This is a genomic window from Paenibacillus sp. FSL L8-0644, assembly GCF_038008165.1.
Lineage (GTDB): Bacteria > Bacillota > Bacilli > Paenibacillales > Paenibacillaceae > Paenibacillus > Paenibacillus polymyxa_D.
The window spans coordinates 4,175,604-4,191,719 of record NZ_JBBOYN010000001.1; the positions used below are offsets into that span (position 1 = coordinate 4,175,604).

The following is a 16,116-nucleotide window of genomic DNA, read 5'->3' on the forward strand; positions in this document are numbered from 1 at the left end:
AAATTAGGCAAAAGGGTCTTGATATAAAATGTTTTTTGTCGAAACAGAATAAAAAATGTTGAAATCGCTTTTTTTTGTGCTACAATAGCACTATATCGAAGGATTGTGACCGGTGATGCGGGCAATGCCTGAGTTCAATTGAGTACTATTGCTAACAATAGTATTGAATTGTGCTTAGGCATTTTTTATTGGTAAAGGATGGGAGGGGGAACTTCAATGATTATTGAGAAGGTGCTCAATAACAACGTCCTATTGACTAAAAACGATAAAGGCAAAGAGGTCATCGTGATGGGAAGAGGTATTTCCTTCAAAAAGGTGGCTGGCGATCAAGTCGATGATGATAAAATAGATAAGATTTTCATGTTAAATGAAAACGAGTTCACGGCCAAACTAACCGAGCTGCTGAACGATATTCCTGTATCTCATCTGGAGGTCGTGAATGAAATCGTAACCCATGCAACAGAAGTGTTGGATACGGAGTTAAGCGATAATATTTATTTAACGTTGACCGACCATATTCATTTTGCCATACAACGGCAAGAAAAAGGACTGGCACTCCAAAACGCGATGCTGTATGAAATTAAACGCTTTTACAAAAAAGAATTTGCAGTTGGACTGGATGCTCTCCAAAAAATTGAAAATACGCTCGGAGTAAAATTGGGCGAAGATGAAGCGGGATTTATTGCATTGCATATGGTGAATGCACGGATTGACGGTAACGAAATGAAATCTACACTGAAAATGACTGAGATTGTCCAACATATATTGAACATTATTACGTACCATTACGGGATTGTGCTGGATGAGTCTTCTTTTAGCTATTCGAGATTTTTGACACATTTGCAATATTTTGCGATGCGAGTGATTCGTAAAGAAGTCATTCACAGTGGTGAAGAATTCTTGTACAACCAGGTGAAGCAGACGTATGCCGAAGCTTTTGCTTGCGCCCAAAAGATCAATGAGTATCTGGAAAAAACATACGATCAATATTTAAGCAAGGATGAATACGTATATCTAACTATCCATATTCATCGGGTAACTGAGCGTAATAACATATAAGACTAACAACTTCATACCCCTCATCGTTCATGGATTGTGACTGGTAAGGCAGGCAAAACCTAAACTGATGGTGAAATCGACGTTCCCTTATAGGAAGAGTGCGCAGTTTTCACCACGAGTTTAGGTTTTTCTTGTTTACAAGGTTAAAAAGATGCATGCCGGCGCATCTTAGCAACAAATGTAAACGGTAAACCCTATCAGTAGCAAGAATAACCCATAAGGAGTTCTAAATATGAGTGATAAAGAACTATCTAAAAAAATAGTGACTCTCGTTGGCGGCGAAGAGAATGTCAATTCCGTATTCCATTGCGCTACACGCTTGAGATTTAAATTAAAAGATCGCACAAAAGCAGACAAAGCTGCACTGGAAGCAACACCTGGTGTCATTACAGTGGTGGAAAGCAGCGGCCAGTTCCAAGTGGTCATCGGCAACAATGTAGGTCAAGTATTTGAGCATATGATGGCAGAAACGAATTTGCAGGATGCAGACAATCCTAATGCCAAAAAGGAAGAATCTTCCGAAAAAACAAATGTTCTCGGCAAAGCGGTCGATATCATTTCCAGCATTTTCTCACCTCTCTTGGGTGCTCTTGCCGGAGCAGGTTTGCTCAAAGGGATTATGGCCTTAATTGCGTCGCTTCATTGGATTGATACTACAAGCGGTACGTATCTCATTTTGAACGCCGCTTCGGACAGCGTATTTTATTTCTTGCCTATATTCCTGGCTATTACTTCGTCCCGTAAATTTAAGACAAATGCCTTTGTATCGGTCGCAGTTGCTGGAGCACTCGTGTACCCGGATGTTATTGCAGCGGTGGATCATCCGGCAAAACTGGCTTTTCTCGGGATTCCAATCATTCTGATAAAATACAGTTCCAGCGTAATCCCAATTATTCTCGCGGTATGGGTACAGTCCTATGTGGAACGTTGGTTTAATTCCTTTGTTCATCAATCGGTTAAAAACATTATCGTCCCTATGCTATCACTGCTAGTTGTTGTTCCGTTGACGTTTTTGGCCTTTGGTCCAGTCGGTAACCTGATCAGTCAAGGCTTGGCGAACGGTTTTACATGGGTATACAATTTAAGCCCATTGATCGCCGGAGCTGTGGCTGGTGCATTCTGGCAAGTGTTTGTTATTTTCGGTGTACATTGGGGCTTCGTTCCTATTATGCTGTCCAATATTCAAACATTGGGTTATGACACGATGCTTCCAATGCTTACAGCAGCCGTACTTTCTCAAGCCGGTGCAACACTGGGGGTATTCCTGAAATCACGAAATACTCAAATGAAGGCTTTGGCGGGTTCCTCTACACTGGCAGCTGTATTCGGGATTACAGAACCAACGATTTATGGTGTAACTTTGAAATTGAAAAAACCTTTCATTTATGCTTGCATATCCGGTGGTATTGGGGGCGCTATTATCGCTTCTGGCGGAGCGACTGCAAAATCCTTCTCCCTGCCTAGTTTACTGGCGCTGCCAACTTATTTTGGAGCTGGATTCTTGTGGGTAGTCATCGGTTTGCTCGTTGCCTTTGTACTCGCAGTTGTGTTGGTTATGATTTTGGGCTTTGATGATCCAAAAGAAGAAACTGCAAAAACAGAAGCTGCGCCTATAAAGAAAGAAGTGACAATCGAGAAAGAAATTCTCGTAAGCCCACTGCAAGGTAAAGTATTGCCTTTGGAACAATCTTCTGATGTTGCTTTTGCTTCAGGTGCTATGGGGAAAGGAATCCTTATTGATCCTACAGAGGGTGTGCTGACATCTCCTGTCAATGGAACGATTACGACCGTATTCCCAACCGGACATGCCATCGGTATTACTTCCAATGACGGAGCAGAAATTCTGATTCACGTTGGTGTGAATACAGTGAAGCTGAAAGGACAATTCTTTGACAAGCGCGTCAAAGAGGGTGATGTAGTGAAGCAAGGGCAATTGTTGCTCGAATTTGATATCGAACAAATTAAGGCGGCAGGCTATACAACGACTACGCCGATTATCGTAACAAATTCCGCTCAATACCTGGACGTATTGAACACAATGGAAACTGAAGTGAAGCGTGAGGATTACTTGTTGACTGTTGTGGTCTAACATTTAATTATCAGACTAGGGCATTTTGCATAAATCCCAGGAGCGTTTTCAAATCAGCAGTATATAGATCGAAATGCTTTAATTCGTCTATATACTGTACTTACAAGCGTTGGGAATCGAATTATGCAAAATGCTGACTAAAGAAGCTTTCCCTACGGGAAAGCTTCTTTTTTATACATAATGAGACAAGTGTTACAGTGAAAAACGAAAAAATCATTTATTGTAAGTTTGAAATTGTAAAAAAAGGAGGGTTTCTGTGAAAAAAGGATATATCGCCGGGTTAAGTGTCATTGTATTGCTTCTCATTGGTATCGCTATTTCAGCTGTAGTTAAATTTCAAGATCTGGAGCAGGTTGTTCAGCAGAAAGATAAAGAGATCCAAGCAAGCAAAAGCAATTATCCCGAAATATATGACCACTTGAATGCGGTTACACTAGATGGTTTTAAGCGTTTGATTCAGCAGGATCAAAGTGTGTTTGTCTATGTCGGCAGACCCAGTTGTGGAGACTGCAATCGGTTTGAGCCTAACTTTAACAAGATGATCGAACAGTATAATCTAGGCTCTAAAATTACTTTTTTGAACGTTCACAAAATCCATAAGGACAAGCCTCAATGGAATAAATTCAAAGAGGATTACAACGTTAAATACACCCCCACTATTGCAGAATTCAGAAACGGCAAGCTGGTTGATAAAATAGAATGGACGCCCAAAAGAGACCTCAGTACGGATGCTGTAAAAGAGTGGCTGACTTCCAAGAAAATTATTATTTTATAAGTCTCTTTTCTATTCAATTCATTACAAACACAGAGAACTGTTTATGCAAAAAAAAGGTATTCATTCGTATAACGCATGAATACCTTTTTAGGAATGCACAGGTCTTCCAAGCTCTAATAAAAAAGGGGCATTCGGATTTTATGGTGGAGACAAAATCAAAACATTTCACTTAAAAATCGGAGAATATGGTGGTATTTTTCTAAAGACTTGATTTGTAGCGATATCTTAGTACAATGGTTTTATGACTACTCAAAAAATAATAAATGATGAGCTCAGAGTCAAAATATTTAAGGCGTTAGCTGATGAAACAAGATTGGACATCATACGAGCTCTATACGCCAGCAAGAAGGAAATGAATTGTGGAGAAGTAGGACACATTCGCGATACTACGAAATCGAATACTTCGTATCACTTGCGTGCTTTAAAGGAGGCGAAATTGATCAAGGTACGAAAAGAAGCTCAAACGAAGTATATGAGCATCGATTTGGAGACATTTCAAACTTACTTACCTGGATTTCTGGATACATTGTAGAAAGAAATTCTTTTTTTATTCATTAGTTCAATAATCTTTGAACTATAGAACTAACTAAAAAGGGTGAATAAAATGATCAAATTAACTGCTTTATTTTTCCTCATCATGTTTGTTATCGGTACGGATACGTTTTTGATATCTCCGCTCATCCCCACTCTTCAGAGCTTGTTTCATATCCCAACTGAATATTCCGGTTGGATGGTAGGGTCTTATGCTTTAGGTTATGCCATTTTTGCACTGATTGCTGGACCGCTTTCCGATGGATGGGATCGCAAAAAAGTAATGCTTTCCGGCATGATCTGCTTCTCTGTTTCAACCATGTTATGCGGCTTTGCCACAGGTTTTTGGTCGATGTTCTTCTTCCGTTTTTTAGCCGGAGTCAGCGCAGCATTTACGGCGCCTCAAGTCTGGGCCTCGATCCCTACTCTGTTTCCAACGATAAAAATCGCCAAAGTATCAGGATTCGTCATGGCAGGCTTGGCTGCTTCCCAAGCGTTCGGTATCCCTATTGGAAGTCTGCTTGCCTCAACCCATTGGTATTATCCTTTTTTTACAATCGGTGCATGTGCATTATTGGTAGCAGTATTCATCTTCTATGCTTTGCCCGAAATGAAACCAAATCAAGGCCAAAAAACCAGGACTCCGATTTTCAGTAGATACATCCCACTATTGAATAGCCGAATGGCAAGAAAGGCTTTCCTCGCTCATTTCTTATTTCAATGTGGATTCTTTGCTGCCTTTTCTTTCATTGGAAAATGGGTGACGGATCGCTTTCACCTTTCAATTGATCAAACGGGATACGTAATGTTTTTTCTAGGTCTTGGGAATATAGTCGGGAGCTTTGGCGGTGCCTATGTGATCAAAACGTTAAACCGTTTCAATACGCTGGTTGTAGGCTTTCTTGTCTCTATCATATGTTTTATTGTGTTGCCTCTCTTGCCGTCGGTTGCGGCTTTCGAAAGTGTTTACTTTTTCATATTCGTTAACATGGGGATCTCTTTTCCCCTAATATTGGGAATGCTGAATTCACTAAATCCGACCATCCGCGGCACGATCTCCAGCTTGGCCAATTCAAACATGTACGCTGCGACAACGCTCGGTTCTTGGATCGCAGGCCTGATTTACGCGACTTTTAACGGTTTTTCCGCCGTAGGCATGTTTGCGGCTATATGCTTTGCCGGTTCGTTGTTATCTTTTATATTCAGCGGTATTTTGACCAGTCACGCGAAAACAAAGAAGGAGTTTGCATCATAAATGCATAGAAGAAATTCATATGGATATTTTAAATCTTCCAAACTTCAACATATTAAGTATTAGTGAAAATGAATTTGATTTTCTAATACAAGTGGTGACGAACTCTCCACCTTTGGCTTGCCCTCATTGCGGATGCATAGCCAACCTCTACAAACACGACAGCAGGGAACAAGTTTATATGGACTTGCCCATTCATGGCAAGCGTGCAGGCCTTCTTATAAAGCGTCAGAGGTATCGCTGTAAAGATTGCAATCGAACCTTTTGGGAACACTTAGATCACACCATAGACGAAAAGCGAAACTGTACCAAACGATTATTGTCTTATATAGAGAAGCAAAGCCTTAAACGCACGTTTGTCAGCATATCCGAGGATGTTGGATTGCATGAAAAAACGATACGTAACATCTTTCGTGATTACCTCAATCGTCTTAAAGTAACGCTTCGTTTTGAAACTCCTAATTGGCTTGGGATTGACGAAATACACATTATTAAGCCAAGATGCGTTTTAACCAATATTGAGGAACATACGTTGTTAGACGTTTTGCCCAATCGTAACAAGGAAACCGTTATAGACTGCCTCTCACGCCTTCCAAATAGAGGACAAATACGATACGTCACAATGGATATGTGGCAACCATATAAGGACGCCGTGAGGGCTATCTTGCCAAAAGCTCTTATCATCGTCGATAAGTTTCATGTTCTCCGTATGGCAAACCAAGCGTTAGAAACCATTCGTAAGCAGCTCCGAGAAGGATTATCGCCAAAAGAACGCCGCGGGCTGAGGCACGACCGTTTTATCCTCCTAAAACGCCATATAGCGCTTACAGAGATGGATAAAATTACGCTTGACCTTTGGACAAAGAATCATCCTTCTCTCGGCACTGCTTATGACTTAAAGGAATCATATTTCGATATTTGGGAATGTGATAGCAGACAGACGGCATTCCTTAAATACAACGAATGGAAAGCTAAAATACCAACTGAACTGCAATCCGCTTTTGAACCACTTACAAAGGCTATGAAGAACTGGGAAGAGGAAATATTCGCCTACTTCGACCATCGCATTACAAACGCTTATACGGAGTCTCTAAACAGCCTTATTCGAGTCATTAATCGTTTAAGCAGGGGATACTCTTTTGAAGCCCTACGAGCCAAAATACTCTTTACAGAGGGACTTAAAAAGCAACGTAAGCCTAAGTACCAGAGGCGGTTTGATAGCTACGATCTACGGGAGGAAAACTTCCCGATGTTTAATATGCCACCTATTGAAGTTGTTCGTAAGCCAGAAGAAATAATCCTGCTGGGAATCGATTTTTCCACCTTGATCGAGAAATTGGAGAAGGGCCAGCTATAAACCCTTCTCCGCCATAAAATCCGAATACCCATAAAAAATAGTTCCTACTACTCTTCACTGCCTTATGATAGACCTCGTTCATATCTATCAGTCCCTATATTGTAGGCACCTCACAGTGTATGGGTATCCATCGAATCAGGAAATTCATATCGGATAATATCCGTTTCGGATACGATATGCCCGATTTGTGACTCAATGAATTCCAAATCTCCCTCTACGGCCCCTATAAAATGCTTTGTACCGGGTTCTATCACGATGACTTCACCGGGGCAGACTGTCTGTGTCACGCCATTGATAGAGACACTTCCGGTTCCTGAAACTATGGTCCAAACTTCTTTACGGAACTGATGTTCATGATAGCTGATAAATCTTCCGTTCGATATGAACACGCGTTTGGTCACTGTCTGCAATCCACTTGCCGCCTGCTGATGGGATAATACAGTTTGCTTCCCCCAGAAGCGCTCCTCAAAACGCGGGCCGATTTCAATTTCCGCCACCATATCCTTAATTCCTGTGGACGACTGTCGATCCGTAACCAAAACACCATCCGGCCCGGCAACGACGATAATGTCTGGAACATTCCAGATGCTAACCGGAATCTCCAGTTCATTGATAATATGCGAGTTATGTGAAGCTTCTGAAATATATCCTGGGCCACTTAGCTTCGAACTTACTTCCCGCACCAACGAATCCCATGTGCCCAAGTCTCTCCACTCTCCATGATATGGAAGCACGGAGAGCTTATGAGTATGCTCTACTACCGCAATATCGAAGCTAGTTTTAGGCAAGTCTGCATAATTTGTCGAAAGAGAATTGTAGTCGGCTGGTAAACCCATTTGCTCCAGAATATCCAACAAAAAGCCCAGTCTAAAAGCAAACACCCCGCAATTCCATAAGGCCCCTTCACGGATCAACGCTTCTGAACGAATCAGATCCGGCTTTTCTACAAAGGAACTAACTCTATAATATGGCTGGTCAAGTGAAGAAGAGGATGAAGGCACAATGTATCCGTATTTATCAGATGGCTCCGTTGGAGTAGCCCCCATTAATGCGATATGACTTCCTGATTGCTCTAATATTGAAGGAAGCCTGCTCAAATGCTCAAAAAATTCATCCCCCGCATACCCGTCCACAGGCATGACCCCTACGATCTCATCGCGTGATGCGCCTGCAACGTCATGCAAGTAGGCCGTAGCCAGGGAAATGGCCGGGAAGGTATCCCGCTGAGTCGGCTCCTCAATGACTACAGCATCTCCGCCAATTTGTCCCCGGATCAGCTCGGCCTGAGTTCCACTCGTCGAAAAATAGGCCTCATCTGCCAAATTCGCCTCATCTAATTGCCTCCATATTCGTTGCAGCATACTTTCGGGCCGTTCGTCGTGACGTAGTATGGAAAGAAACTGCTTGGGACGGTTCACATTGGATAAGGGCCACAGACGTTTACCCGAACCTCCAGATAATAAAATCATTCGCAAAGATGCAACCTTCTTCCTGTAAATTAATATTTTTCTTACATTATAAGACTGTTCATTTTTCGCATTTCAACCGAATACATAAGTATGTATTATCGTGGCAAATACATGATTATGCAATGCTATTGTATCTTTGTCTGTACAGGAGATGTCAGTCATGCCCATAAAAATACTCATCATTGAAGATCAAAAAAGTTTGGCAGATATGATTGCTCTTCACCTTCAGGAGGAAGGCTATCATACCGAGCTTATTTATGACTCTAAACTTGCAATTCCTACACTTATGCGTTTTAAGCCGGATATTATTGTGACCGCTCTAATGTTTTCCGGTAAAGTCGAATGTGCGCTGATCAGCCAAATTCGTCAATTTACCACAGTCCCTATGCTGGTCATCTCTAATAACACCGTGCTGAATATAAGAATAAAGGCTCTGGATGACGGAGCAGATGACTTCTTATGCAAGCCGTTCAGTCTGATAGAGTTAAATGCCCGCATCAAAGCCCTGCTGCGCCGCTGCGGCCGCAACATGCTCACTGAATCGCAAACGGTAACTCAAAAGATTAAAAAGGTAAGGGTTTGGGTGAATGATTACCGTCATTGTCTGTTAGTCGATGACCAAGAAATAGAAGTCACTCAAATCGAATTTTCTATTATAAAAGAAATGTCCTGCAATCCAGGTAAAGTCTTTACCCGCAGTGAGCTGATGGATCGGATCAAAGGCGGAGATGGCGCTTATCTGGATCGCACTATCGACGTACATATTTCCAGCCTCCGCAAAAAAATAGAACGTGACCCTAAAAATCCTAAGCACATCCGTACTGTATGGGGCAGAGGCTACAAATATGAGATGTAGTCGTATCATGGCTACCCATTTCCCCACTGAGCAGCTTGCTTTTTATGGAAGATTTCGCTTCTTCCATCGCCGATAAGGAAGAAAACAAGCTGCTCCACCCAATATCCCTATGAGGAACAGCACCCAGCCGAAATGGTAGGCGGAAGCCAGAATAACGACGACTTTCCCGTTCCCGTTACCATTGGTAATGAATCCGGTAGTCACTCCATTGACGGACAGACGGGCTCGCTGATTTTCGTTACCCAGTCTGAACTCCCACAGTGGATTGGGTGATTCGGTCTCCCGGATCAGCACCTGCTGATGCGTTGGATTATATAGCGTAAAACTGCGTTCCATGGAATTTTCGCGAGTAGCCTGAATGCTTTCCGAAGTATGTGGAACCATAAAAAAGGTATCCATATCCGTTCCCTCAAACAATGTAAATTGATCTACTGTAATCATCGCTTGATAAGGGATGATGGAATATTGCTTCATTTGAAATAAGCCTGACTGCTTCTTGTGCGCATGCGCTAAAATCTGAAACTGCATCATGGCGGTGCCTGCCGGAGTCTTCACAATTTGATCATAATGATTCCATTGTTCCTTATCTCTCTCCTCCACCTCATCAATATAGGAGGTTTGGAGAACCTGGGACGCTTTATTCAAAAAAATGACCTTCATGTGCCGACTTCCAACTTGTTCGGATCGCGCATCCAACTGCACGGCATACTCTTGCAGCGGCTCAGCCTTCATTTTCTTGGACGCATAAATATTCCAGTCACAAGAATAGCTAGGTGCGTAACGGATAGAGAGCCCTTCGTCCATGATTGATAGCTTCGTCTGGCCAGGTCGTATATCCGCTACACATCCGACATCCGTCGTGCTCAATGATTCCTTCGTATCCTCCCCCGGCATCACCGTCACTTCCTGCCCGCCCATTCGATGAATATCTCCAAAACGGCTCAATGAAGGCACCTGACTATCCAGAACAAGGGTTAAGCGATACTTTCCCTTGGTTAGGAACAGATTTTTAAATTCGACTCGGCCATAGTCGTTCAGCAGACCGGGAATCTGTATGATTTTCTTTGCAAAACCAACCTGATTGGGCACCGTTTCAATAACCTGCTTTTCGGATAAAGAGGTAGCAGGTAACCGCTTATACGACTCCTCCGTACGAATCGTTCTGGTCAGCACCTCTCCCGTCTCTTCATTCATCCACTTCATCGTTAATAACCCATGGTACCCTGCAGGTAGATTAGCCAAAATAGCTGTGGCATAGGTTCCCGTTTTGGCGACTTCCACATCCCTGCTTAACGTCCCCTTCTGATAGCTGATCCCCCGCCCCATACTAAGTCTTGGTAAAGCACGTTCCGTCTGCACATTGCCTTGGGCGTTAAAATCGTTCTCTGCCTCCAAAGTGAAGAAGAGCTTGCCCCGCTTCAATGCCTGCTCCACTGGAAAAGATAACTGATCTAGCTGATCCACAGGCACAATCGCAAATTGATTGACCGCATTAAAACCTTGCAGGTTATTAACCGTGACTGGAGTATCTCCTTTTGGAAAAACATGTTCCCCCAGATCGACCCATTGAAATTGGTTTAAACCATCATCCTGGGTCTTGATACTAACCACTTTGTCCGGTAGTGTGACTTGTAATTTCCCACCTGCCTTATTCATAAACACTCTAGCATACACATGCGAGGTTTGAGGTTGATCCAGTTTTTTGTGCATCGTAAACGTGTTAGGTTTGCTATATTGCCCCAAATCACGCAGCTGGATATCATGAATCCACCAGTAATTTTTTTGCTGTGGACGCTGCAGGGTTAACAAATCCATTCGCATCCAATAGCTGCCGGGCGGCGACACATATTCCCCGTAAAATTTCACACTGTCGAAATTATATCCCTCCGAAGGCGCCACGACATAGCTAACCCCCAGTTCACGCATTTGCTTATCATAAAATCTCATTTTCACATGCATTTTGTTTGTCCCACGACCGGAAACAGTAATTTGGAACTGATACGGATTATTTTCCTTGGCCTCCAGCAAACCCGATCTAGCGACCTGCCATATATTACTCGGGTCTCCCTTCATAATTTCGCCGTGCAGAGTTGGCACATCATTCAATTCCTCACGGGGATTAGCCTGCACACTGAACAACTGCGGATTATCTGGCTTGAAGAAGGTTTCGGTCCGCAACATGGAATCAAAGTCCACGACCGTTTTCCCATCGATGCTGCTCATCTGATACGGGGCCACATCCAGCTTCTTACTGGCAAAGGTGACCGCAATCCCTGCATCCATTTCCATATCGAACGGAAAGTTCCGTATATTTTGGGAGGATAAATACCACAACCAATCATTAGTAGAAGCAAAGGTTTTGGACCATTTTAAAAAGGCATTACCATCCTCAATGGCATCAAAAGGCCGTAAGTAATTCTCTGCTGGAAGCTGTGACAACAACAAGTCATTAAAGGACGCCGCTTCCACATAATCCCCTTTGTTAATCGTCTGAATGGTTTTCAGCTCAGGTTTTAACGCACTGAACAGCACTCCAAAGCGGCTAAAATCAAAACCAGGCAGATGACTGTAGCTCTCCAGTCGGCTAAAACCGTAAGGTGTAACAATTTTACTCGTAAGGATGTTCATATAGGGCGGTGTTTGATCGAGATTGAATATGGAAAATAGCCCGTTCTGGTATGTACGTTTCAGCCCGGTCTGACCTTCCAGCTGAGATAGGTGGAAATCCTGCCGCTTCTCTTGTCCCACATATTCATCATGGTAGACCAACTGGTTAACACCAAAGGTAGAGAACAGCCAGCCTAATCGGGAGCTTAATCCGTTGTCCATGACATACTGCAGAAAATTCATATAGTATGTAATGCCGGGATCATTCCCCTCATGATGAAAAATCGTATTTTTAGGAGAAGAGTACACCTGAAAATCTCCAGTTGCCTTCTCGTTTGCGGTCTTCCCTTTATTCCATTTGGGCGTGGCTACTCCGTTATAGCTCTGAATCATATTGTCAGCAATCGGAAAGTATAATGCCTTGCTATCGAAACGATCTGGGTCAGTCAGCTTTTCAGCCATTTGACCATAAGCCTCCGGCACTTGTACCGGCTTGTAGTACCCCTCAATAAACTGAGTACGCAAGGGAGCAAAATACACCCCTAGGCACAAGACGACGATAATAACTGCCAGCCTTTTATATTCACGTTGCAATGGGGATGATCCAAACCATTCCATAAATTGAATGACACCAAAGGTCAGCAACACCCCGAAATTAAGGGCAATCAGTCCAATAAATTTGTTAGGATCACGGAAAACCGAACCAATCACAGGGGTTTTCGTAACCAAAATGACAAACCACTTGGCAATGGATGGGAACGTCGTCCCGGTAGCGGCAACCAGAAACAGCAACGTAAGTAGCGAGAAGATTAGAATGATCGGATTTTTATGTGAACGTGTCACCATCGCATACCCGATCAATAGCAACAAAAATCCCCCTCCTACATAAAACATGCTAGGCAGTGAGGACAAGGAAAACATGGGCCACCAATAGCTCAGTAAATAACCCACATTATATAAACTGCTGTTGCGGCTGAACAGAGACAACGTATCCACGACGTTGATATTATGCTGAGACGCTTGAGCGTCCATCAACATGCTACCGACATATAGAGACAACCAATAAAAACTGAGCAGACCGAAAAAGACGCCAAAAATGATCCCTTTACGCAAAAAATTGCCGTATAACGGCTGCAAATAGGTGCGACCGGCCTTACGGTGGGTCCAGGTCAGCTTGATCAATAGCAACATGGTGAACAAGCCCAAATAGATCATGCCAAAGAAAAAATAATGAATTGCCGCAGCACTAACAGTGAATACCGCAGCCAACAGAAACAGGTCGATCCAGTTCCGCTGATACAACTTGTGGGGATGATAGTTTTTAATTTGTTGAATTTGAAATTTGGGGTCCACCGCACTGAAAAAGAATCGCAGCATTAACGGAAACAAACTATATCCACAGAGCAAATAAATATGCTGGATGCGGAAAATAACCCACGGATTCAGCGCATAAAACAACGAGCCGACCATGATGGCAAAAATACGGGTCTTCGTAAAGCTTGGTGAATAATACACGCTGACCAATCGCTTGGCAAAGGCATACATCGAAAATGCCGAAACAAATAACAAGCCTGTAATAAACGACTTGAGCAAGACCGGGCCGCTTTCGTTAAATAAGAGCGACAGTCCATAGAAGGGCAAGATGTACAGGATACGTGGAGCATTGAACAAGGTCGAGGTAGACCATCGCTCGTTCCATACCCCGGTTATTTCCTCCAGATACCGATGAGAGGTGGCTCCAAAAGCAATGTCGCTAAACACAATTTGCCCTGGTCCATAGATGGGTGCAAGATATGCAACAATCGCAATCAGCATCAACATCATTGCCGCCATATCGTAACGGTAGCGAAATATCCATTTTTTCATGCTTGTCCCCCTCTCTTGAACTTCTCGTATATCTGTCGGTTATCTTGGCCCTATCTTCTCAAACGAACGATTGCCTGCAAGCCCTGGTCGGTATTACGCAGCTTTAAACGACCGCCTATGGTCTTCAGGTATGCATCCATATGATACAGGCTGAACGTATGCTCCTGCGAGTTTTGGGAATAGTCTGGCTGAAAATAACTCCAACGCATTTTATCATCAATCCCGCCGCCCGTGTCTTCAATGATAATAATAATTTCTCCTTCTTCCAGCCGTGAACTAACCTTGAGCACTTGAGATTGCCGTTTGGACCGCAGACCTGTTCGGCCCTTTTCCTGATCGTCAGGCTGCTCTCCACCTTGGCCCATGGCCTTCACTGCATTTTCCAGCAGCCCCTGAATCGTTTTGTACAGCATGGGTGCTTGTGCTGCAATGGATGGAACAGGCTCTTGCCGCAAGATCACTTGAATGTTCTTCATGTTCAATGAACGGTTCGCCCATTTCAGCGACTCAGACAATACTTCATTCATATCTGTAAAGCTAATTCCACTATTATCATGCATCTTCTCTTCCAGCTCATCGCGCAAGCTACGAACTCCCGTCAGTAACTCTCCCAGTGAGGATTCCTGTCTGAGACGACCCTGGATGAAATTTTCATTCAACTCGCGAAAATACTCCAGCTCCTCATGGGAGGCTCCTTTTCCCTGACTGGAAGCCGCTTCAAAGCGGTTTGCTAGATCATGATAAAATCCCAATAGTTTCAAATCATCACCGCCTGTAAGACGGCTAGTCTGCTCTTGCAGCTCTTGTAGCTGCTGCTCAATCGTCTGCATTAACGGTAAATAATATGTGTCCTGCTGCTGTCGCATATCTTCATCTCGCCGTTGGTCACGCACCTGATTGTTCACGATGGCATCCTTTACAATCCGTTTGCGGAACTGTACGAGCATGGCCCACAGAATAAACAATATCAGAACCATAACCATCCATAACTGTTTGCGAAAGGAGCTGATTCGCTGAGCTGTATCCTCACTGACATCCTTAACCGATATGTAAAGGGCCTCTTCCCCAATGCGGCTGAATCCTATACCGTGCTTCTCTCCGCCATCCTCAAGGACACCTGTATTGCCCTCCAGCAACCTACGGGTTACGCCCGTGATGTCCGTTCGGTTAATATCCGAAGTACTTCGGGAAGCTACGACCTTAAATTGACCGTTATAAAATAAGGTCTCATGCTGGTTAATCGGTTTACTTTTAATAATCCCGCTGAGCATATCAGCGTCAACCGTGCGCACCATAAAACCGCCCATCTGCGCGCCTTGAATCCTGCATGCTATATACTGGGCAGGCTGATGATCCTCTGTCACAAAAGAGCTTACCGCACAGCCATTTTGCAACCATTTAATCTGCTGGACTGCACTTTTCATCTCACGATTGTCTCGTCCGACCATCACACGATACTGCTCATCCAACACATAAAAGGCCCCGCTTTCACGCTCAAACCCCTCAGTATACTGGCGTGTTCCCTGATTCAGCATATCTCTGCCCAGACTGGACGACAGGTCCTTCAGTTCAGCCTGCCATGCGGCATAACGCTCGGTAATACTGCTGGAAAGCTCCTGTACCTCATACTGGAGCTGCTCGTTCTGAATCTCCGCCAAGTGACCACTGAATTGTCGCACAACAAACCATTGAAGCACAGCGGCCAAGAACACGGTCACACACAGAACGATCAGGTACAAGATCAGCTTTTGCCAACCTGGTTTCAACAAAGCCCATTGCTTCATGCTTCCCTGTCCCCTCCATTTTGTTCAAGACGGCTCAAAATAGCCTGCATCAGGCATTCCAGCTCGTAGCTGACCAGCGGTAGCCGTGCGCACAGCAACCGGGGAGTGCGGCGCTGGAGTGCAGCAAACCTCACTGCGGTTTCCGTTGCCCCGTCCGTCAATAGGATCAACTCGCATGTTTTTGCGATATACAAGCGACCCAGTTCTTCCTCGCTGTATTCTCGCAGATCAACAACGTAAATATCATGACGATCGTCCATATGCTGAAGTGCGCTGGAGACAGCCAGGGTCACTCCTGTATGCCGTGCAGCATGATACTGATGAAGGAGACGCATCCCTTTTTCCCAGAGGGCATGTTCAGCCGAATCAAATCGTTCACAAAAAAGACGCAACGCCCGTTCTGTATTGACATCTTTCAAAAATGCCAAAACGCTGATATTATACATGTAGTTCCTCATTTCTTACTTCCTG

General features: G+C 43.8%; 11 protein-coding genes. 7 read left to right on the top strand and 4 right to left on the bottom strand.

What is annotated here, in order from left to right; translation table 11 throughout:
• The first annotated feature begins 216 nt into the window (after window positions 1–216).
• From licT to NSS94_RS18945, 6 genes are all read left to right on the top strand, one after another.
• The gene (gene licT, locus NSS94_RS18920) at window positions 217–1,059 is read left to right on the top strand and encodes a BglG family transcription antiterminator LicT (protein WP_341039889.1); all 843 of its coding nucleotides are present in this window, start codon (window positions 217–219) and stop codon (window positions 1,057–1,059) included.
• 232 nt (window positions 1,060–1,291) lie between these two features.
• Window positions 1,292–3,148 carry a beta-glucoside-specific PTS transporter subunit IIABC gene (locus NSS94_RS18925; RefSeq protein ID WP_029518386.1) on the top strand — a complete coding sequence of 619 codons (1,857 nt, stop codon included), beginning with the start codon at window positions 1,292–1,294 and terminating at the stop codon, window positions 3,146–3,148.
• 256 nt (window positions 3,149–3,404) lie between these two features.
• On the top strand, window positions 3,405–3,923 hold the full coding sequence (locus NSS94_RS18930; RefSeq protein ID WP_029518385.1) for a thioredoxin family protein: 519 nt from the start codon (window positions 3,405–3,407) through the stop codon (window positions 3,921–3,923).
• A gap of 241 nt (window positions 3,924–4,164) precedes the next feature.
• A complete protein-coding gene (locus NSS94_RS18935; protein WP_058710457.1) occupies window positions 4,165–4,455 on the top strand; it encodes an ArsR/SmtB family transcription factor in 291 nt (96 codons plus the stop codon).
• Between the two features lie 72 nt (window positions 4,456–4,527).
• Window positions 4,528–5,709, top strand: coding sequence for an MFS transporter (locus tag NSS94_RS18940; RefSeq protein WP_341039890.1), 1,182 nt, complete (start codon window positions 4,528–4,530; stop codon window positions 5,707–5,709).
• Window positions 5,710–5,728: 19 nt separating this feature from the next.
• Entirely contained in the window at window positions 5,729–7,063 is a 1,335-nt protein-coding gene (locus tag NSS94_RS18945; RefSeq protein ID WP_341039891.1) for an ISL3 family transposase, read from the top strand.
• Window positions 7,064–7,173: 110 nt separating this feature from the next.
• On the opposite strand, the gene NSS94_RS18950 is transcribed toward NSS94_RS18945, so the two are convergent.
• Window positions 7,174–8,532: a sugar phosphate nucleotidyltransferase gene (locus NSS94_RS18950; RefSeq protein ID WP_341039892.1), complete on the bottom strand. Its 1,359-nt coding sequence runs from the start codon at window positions 8,530–8,532 to the stop codon at window positions 7,174–7,176.
• Between the two features lie 160 nt (window positions 8,533–8,692).
• On the opposite strand from NSS94_RS18950, the gene NSS94_RS18955 reads away from it, so the two are divergent.
• The gene (locus NSS94_RS18955) at window positions 8,693–9,388 is read left to right on the top strand and encodes a response regulator transcription factor (protein ID WP_340956602.1); all 696 of its coding nucleotides are present in this window, start codon (window positions 8,693–8,695) and stop codon (window positions 9,386–9,388) included.
• Window positions 9,389–9,430: 42 nt separating this feature from the next.
• Here the strand turns inward: NSS94_RS18955 and NSS94_RS18960 are convergent, their stop codons facing one another.
• From NSS94_RS18960 to NSS94_RS18970, 3 genes are read right to left on the bottom strand one after another with little or no spacing between them, the layout of a single operon-like run.
• Window positions 9,431–13,861: a hypothetical protein gene (locus tag NSS94_RS18960; protein WP_341039893.1), complete on the bottom strand. Its 4,431-nt coding sequence runs from the start codon at window positions 13,859–13,861 to the stop codon at window positions 9,431–9,433.
• A 50-nt stretch (window positions 13,862–13,911) separates the two neighbouring features.
• Window positions 13,912–15,645: an ATP-binding protein gene (locus NSS94_RS18965; RefSeq protein WP_341039894.1), complete on the bottom strand. Its 1,734-nt coding sequence runs from the start codon at window positions 15,643–15,645 to the stop codon at window positions 13,912–13,914.
• Window positions 15,642–16,091 (bottom strand): hypothetical protein, encoded by a 450-nt coding sequence (locus NSS94_RS18970; RefSeq protein ID WP_341039895.1) that lies wholly within the window; start codon window positions 16,089–16,091, stop codon window positions 15,642–15,644. Before NSS94_RS18970 ends, NSS94_RS18965 begins: the two co-directional genes overlap by 4 nt.
• Between the last annotated feature and the right edge of the window lie 25 nt (window positions 16,092–16,116).

Bases quoted from the DNA above. Each gene is read 5' to 3' on its own strand.
- licT (WP_341039889.1), top strand. From the start codon at position 217: ATGATTATTGAGAAGGTGCTCAATAACAACGTCCTATTGACTAAAAAC.
- NSS94_RS18925 (WP_029518386.1), top strand. From the start codon at position 1,292: ATGAGTGATAAAGAACTATCTAAAAAAATAGTGACTCTCGTTGGCGGC.
- NSS94_RS18935 (WP_058710457.1), top strand. From the start codon at position 4,165: ATGACTACTCAAAAAATAATAAATGATGAGCTCAGAGTCAAAATATTT.
- NSS94_RS18940 (WP_341039890.1), top strand. From the start codon at position 4,528: ATGATCAAATTAACTGCTTTATTTTTCCTCATCATGTTTGTTATCGGT.
- NSS94_RS18945 (WP_341039891.1), top strand. From the start codon at position 5,729: ATGGATATTTTAAATCTTCCAAACTTCAACATATTAAGTATTAGTGAA.
- NSS94_RS18950 (WP_341039892.1), bottom strand. From the start codon at position 8,532: ATGATTTTATTATCTGGAGGTTCGGGTAAACGTCTGTGGCCCTTATCC.
- NSS94_RS18955 (WP_340956602.1), top strand. From the start codon at position 8,693: ATGCCCATAAAAATACTCATCATTGAAGATCAAAAAAGTTTGGCAGAT.
- NSS94_RS18960 (WP_341039893.1), bottom strand. From the start codon at position 13,861: ATGAAAAAATGGATATTTCGCTACCGTTACGATATGGCGGCAATGATG.
- NSS94_RS18965 (WP_341039894.1), bottom strand. From the start codon at position 15,645: ATGAAGCAATGGGCTTTGTTGAAACCAGGTTGGCAAAAGCTGATCTTG.
- NSS94_RS18970 (WP_341039895.1), bottom strand. From the start codon at position 16,091: ATGTATAATATCAGCGTTTTGGCATTTTTGAAAGATGTCAATACAGAA.